The 25,183-nt window shown below is 52.6% G+C and carries 21 protein-coding genes; 7 read left to right on the top strand and 14 right to left on the bottom strand.

Features of this window, described 5'->3' with window-relative positions:
* Positions 1-182: 182 nt before the first annotated feature.
* The 3 genes from WH277_RS11260 to WH277_RS11250 are packed head-to-tail and all read right to left on the bottom strand — an operon-like array spanning position 183 to position 4,206.
* Positions 183-1,946 carry a SmdB family multidrug efflux ABC transporter permease/ATP-binding protein gene (locus tag WH277_RS11260; RefSeq protein WP_133845764.1) on the bottom strand — a complete coding sequence of 588 codons (1,764 nt, stop codon included), beginning with the start codon at positions 1,944-1,946 and terminating at the stop codon, positions 183-185.
* Complete coding sequence (locus tag WH277_RS11255) at positions 1,939-3,708, bottom strand: SmdA family multidrug ABC transporter permease/ATP-binding protein (RefSeq protein ID WP_339505681.1); 1,770 nt, start codon at positions 3,706-3,708, stop codon at positions 1,939-1,941. The genes WH277_RS11260 and WH277_RS11255 overlap by 8 nt, the downstream gene beginning before the upstream one ends.
* A 24-nt stretch (positions 3,709-3,732) precedes the next feature.
* Positions 3,733-4,206, bottom strand: a complete 474-nt coding sequence (locus WH277_RS11250; protein WP_133845766.1) for an Lrp/AsnC family transcriptional regulator — start codon at positions 4,204-4,206, stop codon at positions 3,733-3,735.
* 105 nt (positions 4,207-4,311) lie between these two features.
* On the opposite strand from WH277_RS11250, the gene WH277_RS11245 reads away from it, so the two are divergent.
* A complete protein-coding gene (locus tag WH277_RS11245) occupies positions 4,312-5,241 on the top strand; it encodes a DMT family transporter (RefSeq protein WP_374760139.1) in 930 nt (309 codons plus the stop codon).
* A 49-nt stretch (positions 5,242-5,290) separates the two neighbouring features.
* Here the strand turns inward: WH277_RS11245 and cof are convergent, their stop codons facing one another.
* A complete protein-coding gene (gene cof, locus WH277_RS11240) occupies positions 5,291-6,109 on the bottom strand; it encodes an HMP-PP phosphatase (RefSeq protein WP_133845786.1) in 819 nt (272 codons plus the stop codon).
* A gap of 103 nt (positions 6,110-6,212) precedes the next feature.
* Here cof and WH277_RS11235 point away from each other — a divergent pair, with 103 nt between their 5' ends.
* Together WH277_RS11235 and queC are read left to right on the top strand one after the other, a co-directional pair.
* Complete coding sequence (locus tag WH277_RS11235; RefSeq protein ID WP_339505680.1) at positions 6,213-7,913, top strand: SgrR family transcriptional regulator; 1,701 nt, start codon at positions 6,213-6,215, stop codon at positions 7,911-7,913.
* Between the two features lie 69 nt (positions 7,914-7,982).
* A complete protein-coding gene (gene queC / locus WH277_RS11230; RefSeq protein ID WP_133845769.1) occupies positions 7,983-8,678 on the top strand; it encodes a 7-cyano-7-deazaguanine synthase QueC in 696 nt (231 codons plus the stop codon).
* A gap of 30 nt (positions 8,679-8,708) precedes the next feature.
* Here the strand turns inward: queC and WH277_RS11225 are convergent, their stop codons facing one another.
* The 6 genes from WH277_RS11225 to clpX (WH277_RS11200) all read right to left on the bottom strand — a co-directional run bounded on the left by WH277_RS11225 (position 8,709) and on the right by clpX (WH277_RS11200) (position 16,097).
* Positions 8,709-9,107, bottom strand: a complete 399-nt coding sequence (locus WH277_RS11225; protein WP_337707281.1) for an acyl-CoA thioesterase — start codon at positions 9,105-9,107, stop codon at positions 8,709-8,711.
* Between the two features lie 111 nt (positions 9,108-9,218).
* Positions 9,219-9,548, bottom strand: a complete 330-nt coding sequence (locus WH277_RS11220; protein WP_133845771.1) for a ComEA family DNA-binding protein — start codon at positions 9,546-9,548, stop codon at positions 9,219-9,221.
* A 139-nt stretch (positions 9,549-9,687) separates the two neighbouring features.
* Complete coding sequence (ppiD, locus tag WH277_RS11215) at positions 9,688-11,559, bottom strand: peptidylprolyl isomerase (RefSeq protein WP_133845772.1); 1,872 nt, start codon at positions 11,557-11,559, stop codon at positions 9,688-9,690.
* A 222-nt stretch (positions 11,560-11,781) separates the two neighbouring features.
* Complete coding sequence (hupB, locus tag WH277_RS11210; protein ID WP_062744954.1) at positions 11,782-12,054, bottom strand: nucleoid-associated protein HU-beta; 273 nt, start codon at positions 12,052-12,054, stop codon at positions 11,782-11,784.
* 224 nt (positions 12,055-12,278) lie between these two features.
* Positions 12,279-14,633 carry an endopeptidase La gene (lon, locus tag WH277_RS11205; protein WP_133845773.1) on the bottom strand — a complete coding sequence of 785 codons (2,355 nt, stop codon included), beginning with the start codon at positions 14,631-14,633 and terminating at the stop codon, positions 12,279-12,281.
* Between the two features lie 189 nt (positions 14,634-14,822).
* A complete protein-coding gene (clpX, locus tag WH277_RS11200; protein ID WP_167864066.1) occupies positions 14,823-16,097 on the bottom strand; it encodes an ATP-dependent protease ATP-binding subunit ClpX in 1,275 nt (424 codons plus the stop codon).
* Between the two features lie 285 nt (positions 16,098-16,382).
* Between clpX (WH277_RS11200) and WH277_RS11195 the strand changes: the two genes are divergently transcribed.
* Positions 16,383-16,976, top strand: a complete 594-nt coding sequence (locus tag WH277_RS11195) for an ATP-dependent Clp protease proteolytic subunit (RefSeq protein WP_133847037.1) — start codon at positions 16,383-16,385, stop codon at positions 16,974-16,976.
* A gap of 64 nt (positions 16,977-17,040) precedes the next feature.
* Here the strand turns inward: WH277_RS11195 and clpX (WH277_RS11190) are convergent, their stop codons facing one another.
* The 4 genes from clpX (WH277_RS11190) to bolA form a co-directional block, all read right to left on the bottom strand.
* Complete coding sequence (clpX, locus tag WH277_RS11190; protein ID WP_159337676.1) at positions 17,041-18,315, bottom strand: ATP-dependent protease ATP-binding subunit ClpX; 1,275 nt, start codon at positions 18,313-18,315, stop codon at positions 17,041-17,043.
* A gap of 106 nt (positions 18,316-18,421) precedes the next feature.
* Positions 18,422-19,045 carry an ATP-dependent Clp endopeptidase proteolytic subunit ClpP gene (clpP, locus tag WH277_RS11185; protein ID WP_133846319.1) on the bottom strand — a complete coding sequence of 208 codons (624 nt, stop codon included), beginning with the start codon at positions 19,043-19,045 and terminating at the stop codon, positions 18,422-18,424.
* Between the two features lie 332 nt (positions 19,046-19,377).
* A complete protein-coding gene (gene tig, locus WH277_RS11180) occupies positions 19,378-20,682 on the bottom strand; it encodes a trigger factor (RefSeq protein WP_133846318.1) in 1,305 nt (434 codons plus the stop codon).
* A 323-nt stretch (positions 20,683-21,005) separates the two neighbouring features.
* A complete protein-coding gene (gene bolA / locus WH277_RS11175) occupies positions 21,006-21,320 on the bottom strand; it encodes a transcriptional regulator BolA (RefSeq protein ID WP_133846317.1) in 315 nt (104 codons plus the stop codon).
* A 288-nt stretch (positions 21,321-21,608) separates the two neighbouring features.
* Between bolA and WH277_RS11170 the strand changes: the two genes are divergently transcribed.
* The 3 genes from WH277_RS11170 to cyoA all read left to right on the top strand — a co-directional run bounded on the left by WH277_RS11170 (position 21,609) and on the right by cyoA (position 25,183).
* Positions 21,609-22,187: a lipoprotein gene (locus WH277_RS11170; protein ID WP_133846316.1), complete on the top strand. Its 579-nt coding sequence runs from the start codon at positions 21,609-21,611 to the stop codon at positions 22,185-22,187.
* A 43-nt stretch (positions 22,188-22,230) separates the two neighbouring features.
* Entirely contained in the window at positions 22,231-23,724 is a 1,494-nt protein-coding gene (gene ampG / locus WH277_RS11165; RefSeq protein WP_133846315.1) for a muropeptide MFS transporter AmpG, read from the top strand.
* Positions 23,725-24,244: 520 nt separating this feature from the next.
* On the top strand, positions 24,245-25,183 hold the full coding sequence (cyoA, locus tag WH277_RS11160; protein ID WP_133846314.1) for a cytochrome o ubiquinol oxidase subunit II: 939 nt from the start codon (positions 24,245-24,247) through the stop codon (positions 25,181-25,183).

The following is a 25,183-nucleotide window of genomic DNA, read 5'->3' as shown; positions in this document are numbered from 1 at the left end:
TCAGACGATTAGTCAGAGCTGGTCTGAGTCGTAGCTGAGACGCAGATCACAGAGAAAAGAAAGGCACAGAAAGGAGTATAGAAAAAACGCACCAGAAAGGTGCGCTATGCGTTAGAGCGGTGCATTTGTAGGGTTATTGAGTGTTTATTCGCCTGAATTTGGTGCAGCGCAACGGCAGCGATTTAGCTGCTCTCTGCCACTGCCAGCTCCTCACCCGCAAGTTGTAGTTGGTACATCTGCCAGTAGCGCCCTTGTGCAGCCAGCAGTTGCTGATGGCTGCCACGCTCCACTGCCTGCCCACGGTGCAATACCATAATGGTATCGGCTTCGGTGATGGTTGACAGTCGGTGAGCAATCACCACCAGCGTAGTACGCTGACGCACGATCTGCAGGGCTTTCTGGATAGCCTGTTCCGTACCGGAATCGATATTCGCGGTCGCTTCATCCAGGATCAGGATCTGAGGTGTGGCCACCAGCACCCTCGCCATTGCCAACAGCTGTTTCTGTCCAACGGAGAGATTATTGCCCTGCTCCCCTAAGCGCGTATGGATCCCTTCAGGTAACTCACGTGCCAGTGCCGCCAGCTGTACCGTTTCCAGCGCCTGCCAGACGGCATCCTCGCTAATATCCCGTCCCAGCGTGACATTGGCAAAGAAAGTATCGGCCAGCACCACTGGATCCTGTTGTACCATCGCCACACTCCCCCGCAACGCGGCATGGCTGAGGGAGGCGAGTGGACGTCCGTCCAGTTTGATCTCGCCCTGGCTGAGCGGGTAATACCCCATTAGCAGGTTAGCGAGCGTACTTTTTCCACTGCCGGTGTGCCCGACCAGCGCGACAAAATGGCGCGAGGGCACAGACAGGTTAATATCCGTTAACACCGGGCGGCCAGTACGATAAGCAAAGGTCACATCACGAATATCGATACTGCCGCTGGCAAGTGGCGTGTTGTCATCGCCATATGGCTGACGTGGCGCATCCATCAGTTCAAAGATACGCTCACCCGCCACCACCGCCTGTTGCAGCATCGATTGCTGGGTCGTCAGTTCGATTAGCGGCTCATTCAGGCGCCCGAGGTAGTTGATAAAGGCATATAACACGCCGACCTCAATCGACCCTACAGAAGAAAAACCGAACAGCATCATCAATCCGCACAGGATCATGGCAGAAAACAGGCTGAGCAGCGGTCGCAGGAGAAAACCATCCAGCCTTAGCGTCTGCATACGCGCCATATAATGAGAGCGGCTGGCCTCCCCCATACGTTCACCGAAACGAGCCTGCTGGCGAAACTGCTGGATCACACTCATGCCATTGATGACTTCATTGAAGCCGTTATTGATTTCTGCCAGATAGCTGCGCACGCGGCGCACAATCGGCGTGCTGTAACGCTGGTAAATCAGCATAACGATCAGTACCGCCGGGAAAATGGTGATGGCAACCAGCGCCATGCGCCAGTCAAGACTGAACATCGCCACCAGCATCGCCCCCACCAGCGCTGCACTGCGCAATACAGTGGCAACAACGGTCACGTAGAGATCACGTACCACCTCAGTATCATTGGTAACACGCGAAATAATCTGCCCGACCGGTTGGGTATCAAATGCGCCCAAAGGCTGGCGAAGTGCAGCATCCATCACATCAGTGCGCAGGCGCTGTACCACGCCAACGGCGGCCTGATTAAATAACAGTGCCTGACAATAATGCAGCGCCGCCGCCAGCAGTTGCAACAGCAGAAAACTGACCACCAGGCCAGCGGCCAGCCCAACAGGCATACGGTGTTTTGCCACCATATTGTCGATAAAGTAGCTGACCAAAACAGGTCCCAGCACTTCGGCGGCAGCGGCCACCCACAGCATCAGCACGGCCAGGCTCAGGGATTTACGCCATGGCGCACCGTAGGAGAGCAGCCGTTTAATGGTTGGCCACAATTGAGTGACATTAGCCATGCACAGCTCCCTGTTCTGTTTCATCGTCGTCCAGTGCCGCTTCCAGCTGTTGGTAACGGTACATATCGCGATACCAGCCTGCAGCGGCGGCCAGTTGCTCATGATCGCCACGCTGCGCAACCTGCCCGTGTTGCAGGACCAGAATTTCACTGGCCTCAGTCAGGGCAGAGAGACGATGAGCGCTGATAATAATCGTACGTCCTTCGCCCCAACTACGCAGATTATGCAGGATTTGGTGTTCGGTGCGGCCATCTACCGCAGAGAGGGCATCATCCAGCACCAGAATCTCGGCATTCAGCAGCAATGCCCGGGCAATGGAGATACGTTGTTTCTGCCCACCCGACAGCATCACACCACGTTCGCCCACTTCAGTTTGATAGCCCTCAGGGAGCCGTAAAATGTCGTCATGAACAAAGGCAAGCTGTGCAGCGTGCTCAATCTCAGTTTGCGTTGCACCAGGACACCCCAGCGCAATATTGTTAGCGACGCTGTCGGAGAACAGGAATGGCGTCTGACTGACTACCGCCAGTCGGCTACGCCAGCCATCGAGCTGCAACTGCGGCAGAGGGATATCGTGGTAACGAATATCGCCCTGATCAATATCGAAGTGACGCTGGATCAAACTGAGTAAAGTGCTTTTACCCGATCCCGTTGGGCCACAAAGCCCCAGCATTTGCCCTGGATTAACCTGAACCTTCAGATTACGCAACGCAGGTTGCTGCGCCCCGGGGTAACAAAACTCCCGCACCGAAATCTGCAACAGGCCGCGCCCCTCTGGCAACGGTTTGTCTCCATCAACCACGGCAGGCGCTTCTGCTAACAATGCCTGGATTCGTGTCCAGGCGGCGCTGCCACGCTCGACAATATTAAACATCCACGCCAGCGCCAGCATGGGCCAGATCATCAGCCCCAGATACATGACAAAGCTGGTGAGCTGCCCGAGGGTCATTGTGCCGTGCCAGACCATCCAGCTGCCGCCGCCAATCGCCAGCAGATTTGACATGCCAATAGCGATGTAGATCGTCGGATCGAAGCGTGCATCCACCCGCGCCACGCGCAGATTCTTCTCTCCGGTGTCTTTAGCAATCGCCGCAAACTGGCCTGACTGATGATCTTCCAGCCCGAAGGCTTTAATCATACGGATGCTGCTCAGGCTTTCCTGCGTCTGGTCGTTTAGCGAGGAGAAAGCAGCCTGGGCTAGCTTAAAGCGATGATGTAACTGGTCGCCGTAACGTTTGATCACCAGCGCCATGATCGGCATCGGTAACAGGGCAAGCAGGGTTAAGGTACCGCTAATCTGGGTACTCATCACAATCAGTACGGCCATGCCCATCACCAGTGAATCCACCAGCGTCAGTACGCCTTCGCCTGCCGCGAACACCACCCGGTCAACATCGTTAGTGGCACGGGCAATCAGATCACCGGTACGATGGCGTAAATAGAATCCGGGGTGCTGACGGCTGAGCTGGCGATAAAAATCTTCACGCAGTTCTACCGCCAACTGATAGGAGGCACCGAACAACAGCACGCGCCAGACATAACGCAATAAATAGACGATGATTGCCGTAGCCAGCATCACGCCAACCCACATCATCAGTTGGCCGTTGCTCATCCCATCGCGACTGACGCCATCGACGATCTTTCCCACCACATGTGGTGGCAGGAGTTGCAGCAAGGCAATCACGATTAACAGCAAAACCGCACCGAGATAGCGGCGCCATTCGCGCAAAAAATACCAGCTTAGTTGGCTAAAAAGTCGCAAAAAAATGTCCTGATTATCGGCTGGTTAAAGGGCAACCGGCAAAGCGGTGGTGTATTTTATCTCTTCCATCGCAAAACTCGAAGTGACATCGATCAGACCCGGTACGCCGTTCACCAACCGTTTGTAAAAACCATCGTAGCTTTTCATATCTGCAACCTGCACGCGCAGCAGATAGTCATACTCTCCGGCCATCCGGTAGAAACCCATGACTTCCGGCATCGCCTGTACCACATCAACAAATTGCTGATACCACAGGCTGCTGTGCTGCTGAGTTTTGATTAGAACAAAGGCGGTAAGACTCAGTCCAAGCTTTTCACCATCGAGTAAAGCAACCCGGCCGCGAATATAGCCTTCATCCTCCAGTCTTTTCAAGCGCTTCCAGCAGGGAGTGGTGGTCAGGCTGACGGCATCAGCCAGCGCCTGCAGAGAGAGCGTGCAATCCTGCTGGAGCAGGTTTAACAGCAAGCGATCTTTTTTATCCAGCGGTATTGGTAGCAAAATTTTCTCCTACAAGCCAAAAATGCAGCACTATTATAGCAACCTTTTCCCCTGCCGTTTGGTTAATCTGGTGACTCACCATTAGCTCATTCAGGGATGACCATGATGCATACCAACACTTACCGTAACCTGTTGATCATAGCTTTATTCAGCGCCGTAGCTCTCACATGGGGGACCACATGGATGGCGATGAAAATGACCGTTGCTACCGTTCCCCCTGTCTTTGCCACCGGTCTGCGCTTTCTCTGCGCCGCCCCGCTGCTCCTGCTGCTGGCGCGTTATAAAAAAGCCCCGCTATTGTTTCCGGCAGGCCAGCGAAGTTTTCAACTCTGCGTCATGCTGTTCTATTTCGCCATTCCATTTACGCTGATGATCTATGGCGAACGCTATACCTCTTCCAGCCTGGCGGCGATTATCTTTGCTACCATGCCCGCCGCAGTCCTCGCGGCTTCCCTGCTGTTTCTGCGCGAACGAACCTCGCGTCAACAGCTGCTCGGGCTGGCCATCAGTCTTGGCGCATTAAGCACGATCCTGTGGCATGAAACCCGCGACAGCGGCGAAAGCCAGATACGTGGAATTCTGGCCCTGGTCGCTGCCGTGCTTATTCACGCAGTGATGTACGTTCAGTGTAAAAAGCGCTGTGGCGGAATTTCAGTGCTGAGCTACAACGCGCTGCCCTGCCTCGGTGCGGGATTAATACTGACGCTGGCAGGGCTGACGGAAGCTCCCGATGTCACTACCTTTGCTCCGCAGGCGCTGCTGGCTATCGCTTATTTGGGTGTCGTCGCTGGCGTGGGCGGTATTCTGGCCTACTTTGCTTTGCAGCAGGTCGCCCGGCCGTTTCAGGCATCACTGGTTTTTCTGGTGTTCCCGCTGATCGCCATCACGCTGGAAAGTGAAATCAATGGCAGTAGTATCAGCCGCGAATCGTTACTACTGCTGTTGCCATTTTTACTGGGGATTTTACTCACACTGTATCGTGGTGCGCGAAGCCACCCGCCTTCACGGGTGGCAAATCCCGTCTTGCGCCGTTAAAAACGAAAAAGCCGGACATCCTTGTCCGGCACACTGACCAATGAACTGATTATTCGGGGGAATAGACCAGGTGTGGTGTGGTAAGCCAGTGGTTGAGGTAATGAGACACGCCCTGTGTCGCACAATCGCCAATAACCGGTAAATGGGGCAGTTGTGATTTCAGTTCATGCATCGCATTGCGCATAACGAAACCGTGACCCACGCGCCCCAGCATCTCCAAATCGTTCATTGCATCACCAAACGCCATGCACTCCGCCATCGACACGCCGAGCCTCGCAGTCAGATGTGCCAGCGCCGCCCCTTTGTTACAGTCCAGAGGCAGTACTTCGAGACAATCCTGCGCGGAAAAACAGAGGTGAGCGCTGTTTCCCAGAGCCTCGCGCAGCTGAATTTTTAGCGCGCACAGCTCCTGATAATCAGCGATAAAGCAGACTTTAGTCACCTGGTGTTCGGGAAGAGTACGCAGATCAATGACCTGATAACGGAAATCAGACAGCTGATGGGCTTGTAAAATCTCCGGGAGCTCGTCGTGAGTAAACCAGCCGCTGTCGTTAAAAACGTGAAGGCTGGCACGCGTATCCCAGTGGCTATGGATCACCCGCCTTGCCACCGCCGGTGGCAAATCGCTGGCATAAAGCAGCTCACCGAACGGATCATGAATACGTGTGCCGTTACCGCTGATAAGAAAAGCCGGCAGATCGTAATTCCGCATGAGCGGCTGCATCTCCATAAAGTGACGCCCGGTGGCAAAAGTGAGCTGTACCGGGTGCGCCTGGAGCGCGCGCAGACTGAGCAGGGTTTGTTGCCCCAACTGATGGTCAGGCATCAGCAACGTACCATCCATATCAAATGCAGCAAGACGCACCATTTTCTCTCCGGTTGATGGGTTTTTCATCTGCACTGAGTATCCTCTGGCATTTACGGAACTAATAGTGAATACTTTTTTTAAACTGTTCCGGGTTTAAGGTGAGATGAGACAACTCAATCGTTTGAACCAGTATCAGCGTTTGTGGCAACACAGCGCCGGGCAACCTCAGTCCACCAGTGTCGCTGATATCGCTCAGTGCTGTTTTTGCAGTGAGCGGCATATACGCACCCTGCTGCGCCAGTGGCAGGCGTGCGGCTGGCTGACGTGGCATGCCTCATCCGGGCGTGGAAAACGTGGCCTTCTGACCTTTCTGCAATCTCCCGCCACGCTGCGCAGTGAACTGATGTTGCAGCAGCTCGACAACGGCCATCCACAACACGCTCTGCAACTTGTGCCTCTGGCCCCGGAGCAACTCAGTCAGCTCCTCCAGCCTTTTATGGGCGGACAATGGCAGAACAACCAGCCAACGTTACGTATTCCCTATTACCGCTCGCTTGACCCCCTGCGCCCGCTTATGCAGCCCGGCCGTGCTGAACAGCATCTGGCCCAGCAGGTCTTTGCCGGATTAAGCCGCCTGTCAGGAGATGACGCCGTGCCGGATCTGGCCCATCACTGGCAAGTCAGTGATGATGGCCTGAGTTGGTTCTTTTTTTTGCGCCCGCAGTTGCGCTGGCATCATGGCGAAGCGGTCACCACCGGGCAACTGCAACAACGGCTACTCATGATCCTGGACAGTCCGGTCGGTCAGCGTCTGCTGTCCAGCGTCAAAACGGTTATCCAGGCCCATGCACTGTGCGTGCGCATCGATCTGCATACGCAGGACAACTGGCTGGCACATCGACTGGCAAGTGTCCCCTGCCTGCTGCCGCACCCGGATAACCCGGATATTGGCACCGGGCCGTGGCGGTTGATGGTCAATTCGCCTGCTTTGCTGCGTCTGGAAAGTCACGGCTGGTATCACGCTACACATCCACTAATGCAGGCGATTGAATACTGGATTGCACCACAGCTTTTCGACCCCGGACTGGGCACCAGCTGCCGCCATCCTGTTCAGATCGCCATTGGTGCGCAGCAGGATTTAAAAGCCCTTCAACCGGTTAGTCAGCGTATCAGTCTCGGATTCTGTTATCTGGCGATAGGTGAACGCGCGGGGCTCTCGCCCGCTCAGGCCCGGCATATTATGTCTCTGGTACATCAGTCCGGCATTATTGAACAGCTGCCATTAGAAGAAGGGCTCATCACGCCCAGCAGTGAAATGCTGCCGGGCTGGCACATACCTGACTGGCAACCCGAACCCGATATCATCCTGCCTGCACAACTTAGCCTGCACTACCATCTGCCGGTGGAGCTGCACGCTATGGCGGCAAAGCTTCAGCAACTGCTTGCCACTCAGGGATGTCAGTTGACGCTGCATTTTCATCCACAAAAAAACTGGCAAGATTATCCGTTACTTGCACAGGCTGACCTGATTATGGGCGACAGGCTAATTGGCGAAGCGCCGATGTTTACGCTGGAGAGCTGGCTGCGGCTCGACCCGATGTGGCCGATATTATCCGGTGCCGCAGGTTGGAAAATGCTGCTGACACAGTTAGATGACCTGCAGCGTTACCCGGATCTGGAGCAACGCCACCAGCGGTTAAAAACGTTGTACCAGCAACTGATGTTGGATGCGGTGATCACCCCGCTGTTTAACTATCGTTATCAGGTCAGTGCACCACCGGATGTTGAAGGCATACGATTAAACGCCTGGGGCTGGTTTGATTTCTCCCGTGCGTGGATACCGCCGCCCGTCGACATCGTCTGAAGAGGGGATACCTTTCTGTGTGGCAAGGTATTACCATAGCTGGCAGAAACTAACCGGGAAAGATTAAGTATGAAACGTGCAGTGGTGGTATTCAGCGGTGGACAGGATTCAACAACCTGTCTGATTCAGGCCTTACAGCAGTACGACGAAGTACACTGCGTGACTTTTGATTACGGCCAACGTCACCGTGCGGAAATCGACGTTGCCCGGACACTGTCACTGTCGCTGGGCGCCCGCGCGCACAAAGTGCTGGATGTGACCATGCTCAACGAGCTGGCTGTCAGTAGCCTGACACGCGATAACATCCCGGTCCCGGCTTACGACCCGACAGCCAGTGGCCTACCAAGCACCTTTGTACCAGGCCGTAATATCCTGTTTTTAACCTTCGCAGCAATCTATGCTTACCAGATTGAGGCCGAAGCGGTGATCACTGGCGTCTGTGAGACAGACTTCTCCGGCTATCCCGACTGCCGTGACGAATTTGTTAAAGCACTGAACCATGCTGTTAACCTCGGTATGGCGCGGGATATCCGTTTCGAAACGCCGCTGATGTGGCTGAATAAAGCGGAAACCTGGGCACTGGCAGATTACTGGCAGCAACTCCCTCTGATTCGTCACCAGACACTGACCTGTTATAACGGCATTCAGGGTGATGGTTGTGGTGAATGTGCCGCCTGTCATCTGCGCGCCAACGGCCTGCATGACTACCAGCAAAACACGGCTGCCGTTATGCAGGCAATGAAAACCAAAACCGGACTGGTTTGATTTCTCCCAGGAGCGACGTATCTCTCGCTCCTACTGATTAATGGTTTCCAGCTGCAACCGAAGTTCGCCCTCCAGCGGCAGGGCTTTTTTCGAGTTCAGATCGATGCAGACAAAGGTGAGCAATGCATCGGCGATGGCACTGCCATCAGATTGCAGGGAAACCCGCTGATCAATGACGCCACTCTTCCCCCCCAGTGTCATCAGTTGACTGTCGATAACCAGTACATCCCCCATGACCGCCGGGCGGCGATAATTGATATTGATATTCACCACCACAAACGCCATGCCGAGCTTATTCATCCAGTGAAACGCCTCGCTCTCTTCCAGCCAGGCCCAGCGGGCTTCTTCAAGGAACTCAAGGTAGCGGGCATTGTTCACATGCTGGTAAACATCCAGATGGTAGCCGCGTACTTTAATGGTGGTCTGCATCGTGCTGCGTCCTCTGTCATAAAAAAAGGCCACACCAACTGGTATGACCTCATCAATATTAGCAGTCAGACGGATCGACTTGCAGTAAGACTTGCCGACCCTGGATGCAGATCACAATTTAAGATTCGCAATATTCCGTTCCACCAACGTGTTACCCATGCCAGGCACTTCCTTTAATTGCTCGAGATCGGTGAAGGGGCCATATTTCTCACGATAACTGACAATAGACTCCGCCTTTTTTATCCCAACGCCGTTCATCACCGCCATTAATTCCTGGGCGCTGGCGCTATTGATACTGACCTGCGCTGCATTTTCAGCCGGCACTTTCGCAGGCGCCATTTTAGTGGCAGGTGCAGCAGTGGGAGCGGCACTGACACTGATGGGCAACGTCAGTCCGATGGCCAGAGCGAGCGAGAGAGCCTGTAAGGTACGATTAATCATGCTGTTTTCCTCCATGTGTTTGACAGCAACGCTACCCTAACGCCCCACCGCCACACCGGCAAACGGCAGTTTTCAAAAATGGAAAAGGCCGCATAAGCGGCCTTTTGTGTTGCAAGCAGTTGCAGTAGAACTGCGAGGCTTACTGTGCTTGAGCGGCGGCACCGTATTTGATTTTGGCGTCCTTACGCAGGTTGCTCAACATGGCTGCGAAAGCCAGCTGTGCATTGTTCTGCGTAATGCCCTGAACCAGAGCCTGCTTCTGCGCTTCAGGCATGGTGCCCTGCTGCACTTTATCAAGTGCCATCACGACGACGTTGCCCTGCGCATCTTCACTGACACCGAATGAAGGTTTACCTTCTGATGGCAGAGGAAGGGTAAAGGCTGCCTGAGACAGCGCATCCTGACCGGTACGTGACAGCGTCTGCTGTGCACCAAAGGTCAGGCCTGCCGCTTTCAGAGCTTCATCACCTTTGCCTGCTTTCAGTTCAGCCAGCAGTTTGTCAGCCTGTGCTTTCGCTTCCTGCTGTGCTTTCTGCTGCTTCAGGGTATCGGTAATCTGTGCAGTCACTTCATTCAGTGCTTTCACGGCTTCCGGCTTGTGTTCGCTGATGCGCAGCACAAAGGCACGGTCACCATCAACGGTGATGATGTCTGAATTACTTCCCGGCGTACCGTTTCCACCCACCAGATTACCGCTGAAGATCGCATCCTGTACGGCTTTAAAGTTCAGCTCGGCAGGCAGGCTGTCATGACCAAACCAGCCTGTTTCAACAGCTTTAACACCGGCAACCTGCTCAGCACTGGCCAGAGACTCGTTATCGTTACTTGCGGCATCGCTCACTTTCTGCTGCAGTTTGTAGTAAGCGTCGACCGCTTTTTCCTGCTTCACTTTTGCGGCAATATCATCATGCACTTCTGCCAGCGCTTTGATTTTTTCAGGCTGAATGTCATCCAGACGAGCCACGATAAAGCCAACCGATGACGATATCACACCCGATAACTGACCTTTCTCTTTCAGGCCTGCATTCGTCAGCTCATCCGGCGTGGTGGCCGGTTCAAGCCAGCCCATATCACCACCGTTGCGGGCAGAAATAGGATCAGATGATTTCTCTTTCGCCAGAGCAGCAAAATCACCGCCCTTCTTCAGTGCATCCAGTACTGACTGCGCTTCGGCTTCAGTTTTGGTCTGAATGATGCTGTAGCGATTGCGCTGCGGCTGGGTGTAATCCTGCTGATGTTGATCGTACCAGCTCTGGATGTCGCTCTCGCTCACCGGTTGCTGCATGCTCGCCGCATCCAGTTTGATGTAGCTAACGCGGAACTGCTCAGGCGTCATAAAGCTATTTTTGTTCTGCTGGTAGTAGTTGTTGATCTCTTCCGGGGTCACGGTTTGCTTTGCCACCAGCGCGTTGACATTAATCGTCACTTCACGCACCAGACGCTGCTGAGAAACCAGTGCCGCCAGAGAATCGGTTTCATTAGCCAGCACAAAATCTGTTCCGGTAACGGACTGGATAAGCTGCTGAGTGGTCAGTTGCTTACGCAGGGCTTCAGCATACTGATCGGCAGAGAAGCCCATGTTATTAATGATGCCCATGTACTTGGCATTATCAAATTTACCCTCAGTCTGAAACGCAGGCTGAGTAAAGATGGCCTGTTTGATTTGCTCGTCACTGATGGCCAGGCCGATATCTTTGGCATACTGGTCCAGTAACAGTTCATCAATCAGCTGTGAGAGCGCCTGTTGACGGATCTGCTGCATGTAACCTTCGTTACCTGCCAGAGCCGAGAACTGTTCGCCCAGCATCTGCTGCTGACGCGCACGTTCGCTGCTGAAAGCACGTTCAAGCTGTGCACGACTGATTTCCTGGCCGTTGACTTTGGCTGCGTAATCACCGGAACCGCCTGTCAGATACCCGCCTACGCCGGTAAGGACAAAGGACAGGATGATCAGGCCCAGTATAATTTTGAGCACGACATGGTTCGACGCCGCGCGTAAATTGTCCATCATGGTGTGACAACACTCCGCTGTAGTGTGAATGTAAAACCTTGCGCTGCCGTCCCGCGTTCCCGAGGACGCACTTAGCCATTTTAGACAACCGCAGCACGCGTTTGTCATTGAAACATAAAAAAAGGCACATCAAGTCGCTGATGTGCCCCGTATGTTACATGAGAACGCGTTGGCGATCCTCAATACGCCGAAGAAATCTGCTCCTGCGGCGGCTTAATGCACTTAATTTACAGAGTCTTTCAGCGCTTTACCGGCACGGAAGCCAGGTACTTTACCCGCTGCGATAGTAATTTCTTTGCCGGTTTGCGGGTTACGGCCGGTACGCTCGGCGCGTTCACGCACGGAGAAAGTACCGAAGCCGACCAGCGCCACTTCATCGCCAGCCTGCAGAGATTCAGTAACTGAACCGATAAAAGCATCTAATACACGTCCCGCTGCAGCTTTAGAAATATCGGCGTTTGCAGCAATTTTGTCGATCAACTGTGACTTATTCACTCACTCATCCCCTCTTTTATTTTTACACCGTGAACAGGCTTTCTGCCGGACACGTACGTGCGTGATTTGTTATGGCTGTTTAGCCCGAGCTTGTTGAGCCTCAGCAACCCGCAACCTTTGCCGTCACTGGCTTAACAGCATCCTAACTTAGCGGCACAAAAAAAAGCTGGCAAGCACCAATTCACTTACCAGCCTTAGTTTTACAGTGAGTTTGCCTTAAATCACTATTTTGCCGTAACAACCTGCATGCCATACGGGGCATTTTGCAGGGCCAGGGCTAATACTTCTTCAATGCGTTTCACCGGATGAATCTCCAGGTCGGCAATCACGTTATCCGGAATTTCTTCCAGATCGCGCTTGTTCTCGTCCGGGATTAAGACCGTCTTGATGCCACCACGGTGTGCGGCAAGCAGTTTTTCTTTCAAACCACCAATCGGCAGAACCTGACCACGCAGCGTAATTTCGCCCGTCATCGCCACGTCTGCACGCACCGGGTTACCGGTCAGACACGAAACCAGCGCGGTGCACATTGCAATACCGGCACTTGGACCATCTTTCGGCGTTGCCCCTTCAGGCACGTGAACGTGGATATCACGCTTCTCATAGAAGTCAGCGTTGATGCCCAGTTTCTCTGCACGAGCACGCACCACCGTCAGCGCCGCCTGGATGGATTCCTGCATCACTTCGCCCAGTGACCCCGTATAGGTCAGCTTGCCTTTACCCGGCACACAGGCGGTTTCAATGGTCAGCAGATCGCCCCCAACTTCCGTCCATGCCAGACCAGTCACCTGGCCTACGCGGTTTTCGCTATCGGCACGGCCATAATCGAAGCGCTGCACGCCGAGATAATCTTTGAGGTTATCGCCGTTAATTTCGATGTGTTTAATGGATTTGTCCATCAGCAGCGTTTTGACGGCTTTGCGGCACAGCTTGGACAATTCGCGTTCAAGGCTACGCACGCCCGCTTCACGAGTGTAATAGCGAATAATGCCAACAATGGCGCTATCGTCCACGGTCAGTTCATTTTTCTTCAGTGCATTACGCTCAATCTGCTTCGACAGCAGGTGCTGTTTGGCGATATTGAGTTTTTCATCTTCGGTGTAACCCGACAGGCGAATCACTTCCATACGGTCCAGCAAGGGGGCTGGAATGTTCATCGAGTTAGACGTTGCGACAAACATCACATCGGAGAGATCGTAATCTACTTCCAGATAGTGATCGTTAAAGGCAATGTTCTGTTCTGGATCAAGTACTTCCAACAGAGCAGATGCCGGATCACCGCGCATATCCGAAGACATTTTGTCAATTTCATCCAGCAGGAAAAGTGGGTTTTTAACGCCAACTTTTGCCATCTTCTGGATCAGTTTGCCCGGCATGGAACCGATATAGGTACGACGGTGACCACGGATTTCTGCTTCATCACGTACCCCACCCAATGCCATACGCACATATTTACGGCCAGTGGCTTTGGCGATGGACTGCCCCAGCGAGGTTTTACCCACGCCAGGAGGCCCTACCAGGCACAGGATTGGGCCTTTGATTTTGCTGACGCGGCTCTGTACTGCCAAATATTCCAGGATGCGGTCTTTGACGCGCTCAAGGCCGAAGTGGTCCATATCCAGCGTTTCTTGCGCCTTCAGCAGATCTTTCTTCACCTTGCTACGTGCATTCCATGGCACCTGAACCATCCAGTCAATATAACCACGTACAACTGTGGCTTCGGCAGACATCGGCGACATCATTTTCAGCTTCTGCAGCTCAGCTTCCGTTTTATCACGCGCTTCTTTCGGCATTTTTGCCGCATCGATTTTGCGTTTCAGCGCTTCGTTTTCATCCGGCGCATCGTCCATTTCGCCCAGTTCTTTCTGAATGGCCTTCATCTGCTCATTCAGATAGTACTCACGCTGGCTTTTTTCCATCTGCTTTTTGACACGATTACGGATGCGTTTCTCAACCTGTAACAGGTCAATCTCCGACTCCATCATCGCCATCAGGTATTCCAGACGCTCGTTGATATCTGACATTTCCAGAACAGACTGTTTATCAGCCAGTTTCAGCGGCATATGGGCAGCAACGGTATCTGCCAGACGGGCAGCATCATCGATGTTGTTCAGTGAGGTCAGGACTTCTGGGGGGATCTTTTTGTTCAGCTTGATATAGCCTTCAAACTGATTGATCGCCGTACGCACCAGCACTTCCTGCTCACGCTCTTCAATTTCAGGCGACTCCAGGTACTCTGCCTGGGCAGTAAAGTGGTCGCCGTTATCGGATAAGGTGGTGATGTGTGCACGCTGTAAACCTTCAACCAGCACTTTAACGGTGCCGTCGGGGAGTTTCAGCATTTGCAAAATAGAGGCAACAGTCCCGACTGAGAAGAGATCGTTGATGCCAGGTTCATCCGTTGAAGCTTCTTTCTGAGCGACCAGCATGATCTTTTTGTCATGATCCATGGCGGCTTCAAGGCAGCGAATTGATTTTTCACGACCAACAAACAACGGAATGACCATGTGCGGATAAACCACTACGTCACGCAACGGTAACACAGGGATTTCAATGCGTTCAGAACGCTCAGGATTCATAGAGCTCTCTCTTAGTTTAATTTCCGCCAGGGTAAGGGGAACCGCATCATCCAGAAAAAGTGCAGTTTGACCCACAGGTATCTGAGTATATGGGGATGAACGGAATAGATTCAATGTTGGGGTAACGAGAAAAGTAAAAGGGGGAACATTTTCCCCCTTTTCGATAACTGACTGGAATGATTTGGTTATTTATTCGCCAGACGCCTGCTGTGCTTCGGGCTTGCCATAAATCAGCATCGGCTCGCTCTCACCACCAATGACCGATTCATCGATCACCACTTTCTCGACGTCATCCATCGACGGCAGGTCGTACATGGTGTTCAGCAGTGCGCCTTCCACGATAGAACGCAGCCCGCGGGCACCCGTTTTGCGTGACATTGCCTTTTTGGCAATCGCCGTCAATGCTTCCTCACGGAACTCCAGCTCCACGCCTTCCAGATTGAACAGCGCCTGATACTGCTTGGTCAGCGCATTTTTCGGCTCACGCAGGATCTGAATTAACGCATCTTCACTCAGCTCCGTCAGCGTCGCCACCACCGGCAGACGGCCGATGAACTCCGGGATCAGACCAAACTTGATCAGATCTTCCGGCTCCACCTGTGCCAGCAGCTCGCCTTCTGTCGCTTTCTCAGACTTGCCCTTCACCGATGCGCCAAAACCGATACCGGTGCCGGTATCCACGCGCTGTGACACCACTTTATCCAGGCCGGCAAACGCACCGCCGCAGATAAACAGAATTTTCGAGGTATCCACCTGCAAAAACTCCTGCTGCGGATGCTTGCGCCCGCCCTGCGGAGGAACGGCCGCCACCGTGCCTTCGATCAGCTTCAGCAGCGCCTGCTGCACGCCTTCACCGGAGACATCTCGGGTGATAGACGGGTTGTCTGACTTGCGTGAAATCTTGTCGATCTCATCGATGTAGACAATCCCGCGCTGCGCTTTCTGCACGTCGTAGTCACACTTCTGCAGCAGCTTCTGAATGATGTTTTCCACATCCTCGCCCACGTAACCGGCTTCGGTCAGCGTGGTGGCATCGGCCATGGTGAACGGGACGTCCAGCAGGCGGGCCAGCGTTTCGGCCAGCAGGGTTTTACCGCTACCGGTCGGGCCAATCAGCAGAATGTTACTTTTCCCCAGCTCAATACCGTTGCTGGTGTCGCCGTTGCGCAGGCGCTTGTAGTGGTTATACACCGCCACTGCCAGCACCTTCTTCGCCCGCTCCTGGCCGATAACGTAGTCATCGAGGTGGTGGCGGATTTCGTGCGGCGTGGGCAGTGAGTTGCGCTCACGATGTGGCACAACTTCTTTGATCTCTTCGCGAATGATGTCGTTACATAAGTCGACACATTCATCGCAGATGTAGACTGACGGGCCGGCAATCAGCTTACGCACTTCATGCTGGCTTTTGCCGCAAAAAGAGCAGTACAGCAGTTTACCTGAACCGTCTTTGCGCTTATCTGTCATCAGTTAACCTCATGCCTTACTTAATTTACGCGTACCAGTCCTTAATATAGCCCATTTCCCGCTGTAATTGGGAGTAAAAGTCCGATGCGTGTCATGTTCACAAGACTTAATCATGGACACACACACTCCGGACAAAAAACAGCCAGTCACTTTATTTACAGGTAAAAATGTCATTTAACGTACTGTTTTAAATAACAAAGACTGCCTACTATTCCTGTTGATTTAGCTGGTAATTGGATTATGCTAAACTCTGGTCACTTATGATTATCCGATGGAGTGTAAAGCATGCCTCAAGAGCCAACTAAAGAAGAAAACGGGCAGGAAGAGAAGAACTCATCGCTGGCAGTCAATAAACTGCTGCAGTCACGCTCTATTATCATTTCAGGTGAGATTAATCAGGCGCTTGCTGAGAAAGTGACCGCACAGTTGCTGATCCTGCAAGAAATGGGCGATGAGCCAATCAAGCTGTTCATTAACAGCCAGGGTGGCCATGTTGAAGCTGGTGACACCATCCACGACATGATTAAATTTGTGAAACCTAAAGTACTGGTCATTGGTACTGGCTGGGTGGCCAGCGCCGGTATCACCATTTTCCTTGCAGCTGACAAAGATGACCGTTACTCACTGCCGAATACTCGCTTTATGATTCACCAACCCCTGGGCGGCGTGCGCGGTAAAGTCTCTGACATTGAGATCGAAGCGAAAGAGCTATTGCGTGCACGTGCACGTATTAACCAGCTGATCAGCAAAGCAACGGGCCAGCCTCTGGAAAAAGTAGAGAAAGACACTGACAGTAATTACTGGATGAGTCCTGAGCAAGCCGTTGATTACGGTATCACTACCCACGTCATCAGCCAGTGGGACGAACTGAAAGGTTAATCGCCCGACAGTAACAAAAAAAGGCCCGCATCAGCGGGCCCTTTTTTGTCTGCATAACATCAGGTTACTCGCCAGATGCCTGCTGAGTTTCTGGCTTGCCGTAGATAAGCTTAGGTTCGCTGTCACCGTCGATGACCGGTGCATCCACCACGACTTTCTCCACGTCATCCATCGACGGCAGGTCGTACATGGTGTTCAGCAGTGCGCCTTCCACGATAGAACGCAGCCCACGAGCACCTGTTTTGCGTGACATTGCCTTTTTGGCAATCGCCGTCAGCGCATCTTCACGGAACTCCAGCTCCACGCCTTCCAGATTGAACAGCGCCTGATACTGCTTGGTCAGCGCATTTTTCGGCTCACGCAGGATCTGAATTAACGCATCTTCACTCAGCTCCGTCAGCGTCGCCACCACCGGCAGGCGGCCGATGAACTCCGGGATCAGACCAAACTTGATCAGATCTTCCGGCTCCACCTGTGCCAGCAGCTCGCCTTCTGTCGCTTTCTCAGACTTGCCCTTCACCGATGCGCCAAAACCGATACCGGTGCCGGTATCCACGCGCTGCGACACCACTTTATCCAGGCCGGCAAACGCACCGCCGCAGATAAACAGAATTTTCGAGGTATCCACCTGCAAAAACTCCTGCTGCGGATGCTTGCGCCCGCCCTGCGGAGGAACTGCCGCCACCGTGCCTTCGATCAGCTTCAGCAGCGCCTGCTGCACGCCTTCACCGGAGACATCTCGGGTGATAGACGGGTTGTCTGACTTGCGTGAAATCTTGTCGATCTCATCGATGTAGACAATCCCGCGCTGCGCTTTCTGCACGTCGTAGTCACACTTCTGCAGCAGCTTCTGAATGATGTTTTCCACATCCTCGCCCACGTAACCGGCTTCGGTCAGCGTGGTGGCATCGGCCATGGTGAACGGGACGTCCAGCAGGCGGGCCAGCGTTTCGGCCAGCAGGGTTTTACCGCTACCGGTCGGGCCAATCAGCAGAATGTTACTTTTCCCCAGCTCAATACCGTTGCTGGTGTCGCCGTTGCGCAGGCGCTTGTAGTGGTTATACACCGCCACTGCCAGCACCTTCTTCGCCCGCTCCTGGCCGATAACGTAGTCATCGAGGTGGTGGCGGATTTCGTGCGGCGTGGGCAGTGAGCTACGCTCACGGTGTGGCGCAACTTCTTTGATCTCTTCGCGAATGATGTCATTGCACAAATCAACACATTCATCGCAGACATACACAGACGGGCCGGCGATCAGCTTGCGCACTTCATGCTGGCTTTTGCCGCAAAAAGAGCAGTACAGCAGTTTACCTGAACCGTCTTTGCGTTTATCAGTCATTTACTTCCCCCTCATTGTCACACTCACCTTCCCACCAGGGGTTAGTTACGCGGCCGCCACCAGAGCTATCCGCGGAGGCAACGGCACCATGTCACAACATGTTTAATCAGTTACGCTGGGACAGCACAGAATCCACTAAGCCGTACTCTACGGATTCGCTGGCCGACAAGAAACGGTCGCGGTTGGTATCGCGCTCAATGGTTTCGATCGTCTGCCCGGTATGTTTTGCCATCAGTTCGTTCATCATCTGCTTAGTCTTGATGATTTCACGGGCATGGATGTCAATATCTGACGCCTGCCCCTGGAAACCGCCCAGCGGTTGGTGAATCATCACGCGTGAATTCGGCAGGCAGTAACGCTTGCCTTTCGCTCCCGCGGTCAGCAGGAAAGCGCCCATCGAACAGGCCTGGCCCATACAGATGGTGCTAACGTCAGGTTTGATAAACTGCATGGTGTCATAAATTGACATCCCTGCGGTGATGACGCCACCAGGAGAGTTAATGTACAGGTGGATATCCTTTTCTGGATTCTCCGCTTCCAGAAACAGCATCTGCGCAACGATCAGGTTGGCCATGTGGTCTTCGACCTGGCCGGTCAGAAAAATAATGCGCTCTTTCAGCAGGCGCGAGTAGATGTCGTAAGAACGCTCTCCACGAGAGGTTTGTTCGACCACCATTGGCACCAGAGCCATATGAGGTGCAGTTAGTTCACGTTCGCCGCTGTATGACATTATCGTCTCCTGGATAAATTTCATTTGGCAACACTCTGTAGCGATTCTACTTGAGAGCGATCAGGAACACTATGATTCCAGGCCTTACACCCGATGCCGTCCGGACAGTTATCGGGCCTGATGACTTCGTTGTACCAATTTGGGGATGATCCCCTGCTGTTTCAAGCATAACAACGTTTTTATCAACTGCTAACCAGGAAAAGTAGCTTAGTCGATAATTTGCAGATTAAATGCGCAAATAGCCTATAAAAGCAGTGGGATTTTACCCCATAAACGACAAAAGCCCGCTGCCAGAAGGCAGCGGGCTTAACGTCAACTAACAGAGTTCAGAATCAGGCCGTAGCAGTCTGGTTCATCAGTTCCTGGAAGTTAGTGGCTTTTTCAGTCACTTTCGCTTTTTCCAGCACGGCTTCAACAGCCTGCTCTTCCAGCGCTACGTTACGCATGTTGTTCATCAGCTCGTTATTTTTGCTGTAGAACTCGATCACTTCTGTTGGATCTTCGTATGCAGAAGCCATCTCTTCGATCAGCGCTTTAACACGGTCTTCGTCAGCTTTCAGCTCGTGAGTACGAATCACTTCGCCCAACAGCAGACCGACAACTACGCGGCGTTTAGCCTGCTCTTCGAACAGTTCACGAGGCAGCTCCAGAGCTTGCTTTTCGTTACCACCAAAGCGCTGTGCAGCCTGACGCTTCAGCACGTCAATCTCACCGTCAATCAAAGCAGCAGGAACATCGATGTCATTGGCTTTCACCAGACCGTCGATTGCCTGAGATTTCACGCGGTTACGCACGGCACCTTTCAGCTCACGCTGCATGTTCTTGCGCACTTCTGCACGCAGACCCGCGACAGAACCATCTTCAACGCCGAAACGCTTGATGAACTCTTCAGTGAACTCTGGCAGCTCGCGCTCTTCAACTTTCTTCAGTACGATTTCAAACTTCGCTGCTTTACCTTTCAGGTTCTCAGCGTGGTAATCGTCCGGGAAGTTAACGTCGATAGTAAAGGTCTCGCCCGCTTTGTGGCCAACAACACCTTCTTCGAAACCAGGGATCATACGACCCTGGCCCATTGCCAATACGAAGTCAGACGCTTTGCCGCCTTCGAACTCTTCACCATCTACAGAACCGGAGAAATCGATGGTTGCACGATCTTCAGCAGTCGCTGCAGCGTCGGTTTCTTTCCAGGTGGCCTGCTGCTTGCGCAGAGTGTCCAGCATGGTATCAACGTCAGCATCAGTCACTTCAACAACCGGTTTTTCAACTTCGATTGCTTCCAGACCCTTCAGCTCAACTTCCGGGTACACTTCAAATTCAGCTGAGAATGTGAAGTCTTCACCGGTTTTGTATTCGCCTGGTACGTACTGCGGTGCGCCAGCCGGATTAATTTTTTCTTTGATGATCGCATCGACAAAGCCGCGCTGCATCAGATCGCCCAGGACGTCCTGGCGAACAGAAGCACCGTAACGCTGTTCAACAACAGTCATCGGTACTTTTCCTTTGCGGAAACCGTCGATGCGCACTTTCTTAGCTACGCTGACCAGCTCACTTTTCACCGCGTTTTCGATCACATCTTTATCTACGGTAATCGTTACGCGACGGCCCAGGCCCTGAGTTGTTTCTACTGAAACTTGCATCTTATTACCTCAAAAAATCACGTGCTCGGTCAACTTCAGACAAACACCACTGGATGACCAGGGTGTATCTAAGAACCGGGACGGCTTCTGATGTCAGAACCACATTCCCTGTTTCACAGAAGCATCCCGAAGACATTCCGGAAAAAAATAGACGCAGCATTATAGCGGCAACGTCTTAATGAGTCGAGGCTACACTCTCGCCCGGACCCCGCTACTTTTTACATTTTTGCTGCCAAATCGCAAGAATTTGCTGACTGCCACATTTTTCTGGCTCTATAAATGAAAAAACGGCCAACAGGCCGTTTTCAGTTTTTTGCGTCGGGTCAGGCCAGCGTACCGGCACCACGGCAGTTAGGTGAGGATGGAACGGTATCTTGTAAACCCTCCCACTCTTTCAAGGTATAACTGTGAAGTGCCAGTGCGTGCACACTGCCGGCCAGCTCATCCGCCAGCACCCCGTAAATAGCCCGGTGGCGGGTTAGAAAACGCTGATCGTTAAAGCTGTCACTGACAATCACCACCTTGAAGTGACTCTCAGCGCCCGCAGGCACATTATGGCGATAGCTTTCATCATGCACCTCAAGATGCACAGGAGAAAACGCCGTTCGTAACTTTTCTTCTATTTGTTCACGGATCATACCTGGACTCCTTTGATGCAGAGAACTGCGCCCCATCCCTTTAAATCGTAGTCGGTTTTTGTGTAAAACCGACGCACTTTAGCGTTTTTTTCCTGATGGCATTTACTTTTCAATCACCGCCATGCAACACATCGCCTATCACGAGGTCGAATGCCTGAGTCTCATTAAGTCTGAAAATTCCGCAACGCGATGAATTTACGCTCGATCGGGGCTTCCCCTGCCGACAGGCAATGATATGATGACCGCAGTTTTGTCAGCAATACTACTCACGTAATCGAGAAAATAAGCATGTTAAAAAAATTATTTTTCCCTCTGCTGGCCGTGTTAATTCTGGCTGGCTGCGCAGGGAGCAGCAATACGCTCGACATTTCACCAAAAATTCAGCTGCCACAGCGTGATCCAAGCCTGATGGGCATCACTATCAGCATCACGGGTGCCGATCAGCGTAGCGATCAGGCGCTGGCGAAAGTTAACCGCGACGGCCAGCTGATCACCCTGACCCCGTCTCGCGATCTGCGTTTCCTGTTACAGGAAACACTGGAGAAGCAGATGACCGCACGCGGTTATATGGTCGGCCCAAGCGGCGCTGTTGATCTGCAAATCGTGGTGAATGGCCTGTACGCTGACGTTACCCAGGGTAATGTGCGTTACAGCATCACCACTAAAGCGGATATTTCTATCATCGCTACGGCTAAAAATGGCAGTAAGCAGGTGAAAAACTACCGCCAGACCAGCAGTGTTGAAGGTGCGTTCGCCGCGAATAATCAGAAAATCACGAATGTCGTCAACAGCACCCTCGGTGACGTGATTGCCGATATGGCGCAGGACACCAGCGTTAACGACTTCATCAAGCAAAACGCGCGTTAATCCCTCTGGCCCGGCAGGACGCCGGGCCTGATGTAAGGTCCGTATGCCTAACCACTATCTGCACATCTTTACCCGACGCAACTCTGCCCTTCTTTTATTCCTCGGCTTCGCTTCTGGTCTGCCGCTCGCGCTCACATCGGGTACGCTTCAGGCGTGGATGGCCGTTGAGAATATCGATATTAAAACCATCGGATTCTTTTCCCTCGTCGGACAGGCTTACGTCTTTAAGTTCCTCTGGTCACCGCTGATGGACCGTTACACGCCGCCATTTCTTGGGCGCAGACGTGGCTGGTTGTTAGTCACTCAGTTGTTGCTGATCGTCGGGATCGCACTGATGGGCTTTATGCAACCTTCACGCGATTTGACTCTGCTGGCAGCGCTGGCGGTGCTGGTCGCATTTTGTTCGGCCTCTCAGGATATTGTGTTTGATGCCTGGAAGACGGATGTGCTGTCCGCCACTGAGCGCGGTAGCGGTGCGGCAATTAGCGTACTGGGCTATCGGCTGGCAATGCTGGTCTCCGGCGGGCTGGCACTGTGGCTGGCAGATCGTTTTCTCGGCTGGCAGGCGATCTGGTGGCTGATGGCCGCAATGATGCTGCCGGGTGTGATAGCCACCTTACTGGCTAAAGAGCCAGATGCTACCGTTGATCGCCCACAGACACTGGAAGAAGCCGTTATTGCCCCACTGCGCGATTTCTTCAACCGCAATAATGCCTGGCTGATTCTGTCACTGATTGTCCTTTATAAGCTGGGCGATGCTTTTGCTGCCAGCCTGACCACCATTTTTTTGATCCGTGGCGTCGGATTTGATGCAGGTGATGTTGGATTGGTCAACAAAACACTCGGCCTGGTCGCCACCATCATCGGTGCACTGGCAGGCGGTGTGCTGATGCAACGTCTTAACCTGTTTCGCGCCCTGATGCTGTTCGGTATTTTACAAGCGGTGTCCAATCTGGGTTACTGGATCCTGTCAGTCACTGACAAGCACCTTTACAGCATGGCAGCCGCAGTGACCGTGGAAAATCTGTGCGGTGGGATGGGTACTGCTGCCTTCGTGGCGCTATTGATGACGTTGTGTAACCGTTCGTTTTCGGCGACTCAATTTGCCCTGCTCTCTGCGCTCTCAGCGGTGGGTCGCGTCTATGTGGGACCTGTGGCGGGATGGTTTGTTGAGTCCTGGGGCTGGCCGACGTTTTATGCCTTCTCTGTGGTGGCAGCACTGCCCGGACTGCTATTACTGCTCGGATGCCGTTCGACGCTGGAATATGCACAAACTCATCCTGACTTTCTGCCGCGAACCGCCTATCGCTCCGGCTATCGCTGGGCAGTGCGCGGACTGATTGCTGGCTGTGCACTGCTGGCTGTCTGGCTGCTGGTGCTGGCGATGGATGCGCTGGACTGGTTCTCCTACCCCGAGTTGAGTACCCGTCTGTTTGAAGCAGGTATTCTGCTGGTACTGGGCGGGATTGTGACGGGAACACTGCTGGACTTCCTGGCGCTGCGGAAATCCCATGCAAACATCGTAAATCAGCGATAATGTCTTTGCATTCGAGAAATGTTAAGAAAATTATTTAACCAACAATGGGTTAACAATTCGAGTGACTTTTGCCGCACAGGGAGTGCGGCACGCAGGTAACACATCAGAAAAGTTGATGGCTTGACGAGAAATATTATTTTTATCCTTTATTAAGTCGTTTAAAAAAAATCCTGACGAATCTTCCCCCTCATTTTCAGGTATTAAAACCCGGTGCGTAATTAAATTTAGTTAATCAATATCACACAATTGATAATGAGATGTTAAATAAATGGTGCATTAAATGCCTGGTTATAGCAGATACAATTTTTGTACGGTTTTTTCTATTGGATTTTGTTATATTGATGCCAACCCTTTGCCAGCATTCATATTTTGTCACTTACGGCAACATATGTGACAGTCTTTGCAAAAGGTGTCAACACCCCGCTGACACAACCTGTTGCAGGTTTACAGTACTGAAACCTTCCCGTAAAATGCCGCCACACTTAAACGACAATAGAGCCCTTGTCATTGAGGTCGTTAAATGAGACTCAGGAAATACAATAAAAGTTTGGGGATTTTGTCATTAATCGCAAGCATGATTTTGTTAAGTGGTTGTGATAGTGCGTTATTAAATCCCAAAGGACAGATTGCAATGGAGCAACGTTCGCTGATTTTGACGGCCTTCGGCCTGATGATGATCGTCGTGATCCCCGCAGTCTTGATGGCCGTGGTGTTCGCCTGGAAATATCGGGCATCTAACACCAATGCGAAGTACAGCCCAAACTGGTCCCACTCGAACAAAGTGGAAGCCGTAGTATGGACTGTGCCGATCTTGATCATTGTCTTCCTTGGCATTCTGACGTGGAAATCAACCCACGCACTGGAACCAAGTAAGCCACTGGCATCTGACGCGAAACCTGTCGTGATCGAAGTTGTCTCTCTTGACTGGAAATGGATGTTCATTTACCCGGAACAGGGTATTGCCACCGTTAATCAGATTGCTTTCCCGGCTAACCGCCCTGTGAGCTTCAAGATTACCTCGAACACCGTCATGAACTCCTTCTTCATCCCTACCCTCGGTAGCCAGATTTACGCTATGGCGGGCATGCAGACAAGATTGAACTTGATTGCTAATGAAGCCGGCACCTTTGACGGTATTTCCTCGAACTTCAGTGGTCGTGGTTTCTCTGGTATGAAGTTTAAAGCGATTGCTACTCCTGACGAAGCGTCTTTCGAGCAGTGGGTTGCTAAAGCAAAACAGTCACCAGACACCCTCATGACAATGGATGATTTTAATAAGCTGGCTGCGCCTAGCGAAAATCACCCGGTTGAATTCTTCTCAAGTGTGAAACCTGGACTGTTTAAAGACATTATCGGTCAGTTCAAGATGAACCACGGTGGAAGCATGGACATGTCCCACGGCGAAGGCCATGAAGGCATGGATATGAGCAATGCCGCTCACGCGGGAGCCGAGGAATAA

It is taken from the genome of Erwinia sp. MYb416 (assembly GCF_037479575.1).
GTDB lineage: Bacteria > Pseudomonadota > Gammaproteobacteria > Enterobacterales > Enterobacteriaceae > Erwinia > Erwinia rhapontici.
Note: the sequence above shows the minus strand (reverse complement) of the source record. Positions and strands in the feature narration are given on the sequence as shown.

Coding starts and splice junctions, on each gene's coding strand:
- WH277_RS11260 (WP_133845764.1), bottom strand. CDS start 1,946: ATGGCTAATGTCACTCAATTGTGGCCAACCATTAAACGGCTGCTCTCC.
- clpP (WP_133846319.1), bottom strand. CDS start 19,045: ATGTCATACAGCGGCGAACGTGAACTAACTGCACCTCATATGGCTCTG.
- WH277_RS11220 (WP_133845771.1), bottom strand. CDS start 9,548: ATGATTAATCGTACCTTACAGGCTCTCTCGCTCGCTCTGGCCATCGGA.
- WH277_RS11170 (WP_133846316.1), top strand. CDS start 21,609: ATGTTAAAAAAATTATTTTTCCCTCTGCTGGCCGTGTTAATTCTGGCT.
- ppiD (WP_133845772.1), bottom strand. CDS start 11,559: ATGATGGACAATTTACGCGCGGCGTCGAACCATGTCGTGCTCAAAATT.
- cyoA (WP_133846314.1), top strand. CDS start 24,245: ATGAGACTCAGGAAATACAATAAAAGTTTGGGGATTTTGTCATTAATC.
- tig (WP_133846318.1), bottom strand. CDS start 20,682: ATGCAAGTTTCAGTAGAAACAACTCAGGGCCTGGGCCGTCGCGTAACG.
- bolA (WP_133846317.1), bottom strand. CDS start 21,320: ATGATCCGTGAACAAATAGAAGAAAAGTTACGAACGGCGTTTTCTCCT.
- lon (WP_133845773.1), bottom strand. CDS start 14,633: ATGAATCCTGAGCGTTCTGAACGCATTGAAATCCCTGTGTTACCGTTG.
- WH277_RS11235 (WP_339505680.1), top strand. CDS start 6,213: ATGAGACAACTCAATCGTTTGAACCAGTATCAGCGTTTGTGGCAACAC.
- WH277_RS11245 (WP_374760139.1), top strand. CDS start 4,312: ATGCATACCAACACTTACCGTAACCTGTTGATCATAGCTTTATTCAGC.
- clpX (WP_159337676.1), bottom strand. CDS start 18,315: ATGACTGATAAACGCAAAGACGGTTCAGGTAAACTGCTGTACTGCTCT.
- clpX (WP_167864066.1), bottom strand. CDS start 16,097: ATGACAGATAAGCGCAAAGACGGTTCAGGTAAACTGCTGTACTGCTCT.
- queC (WP_133845769.1), top strand. CDS start 7,983: ATGAAACGTGCAGTGGTGGTATTCAGCGGTGGACAGGATTCAACAACC.
- ampG (WP_133846315.1), top strand. CDS start 22,231: ATGCCTAACCACTATCTGCACATCTTTACCCGACGCAACTCTGCCCTT.
- WH277_RS11195 (WP_133847037.1), top strand. CDS start 16,383: ATGCCTCAAGAGCCAACTAAAGAAGAAAACGGGCAGGAAGAGAAGAAC.
- WH277_RS11225 (WP_337707281.1), bottom strand. CDS start 9,107: ATGCAGACCACCATTAAAGTACGCGGCTACCATCTGGATGTTTACCAG.
- cof (WP_133845786.1), bottom strand. CDS start 6,109: ATGGTGCGTCTTGCTGCATTTGATATGGATGGTACGTTGCTGATGCCT.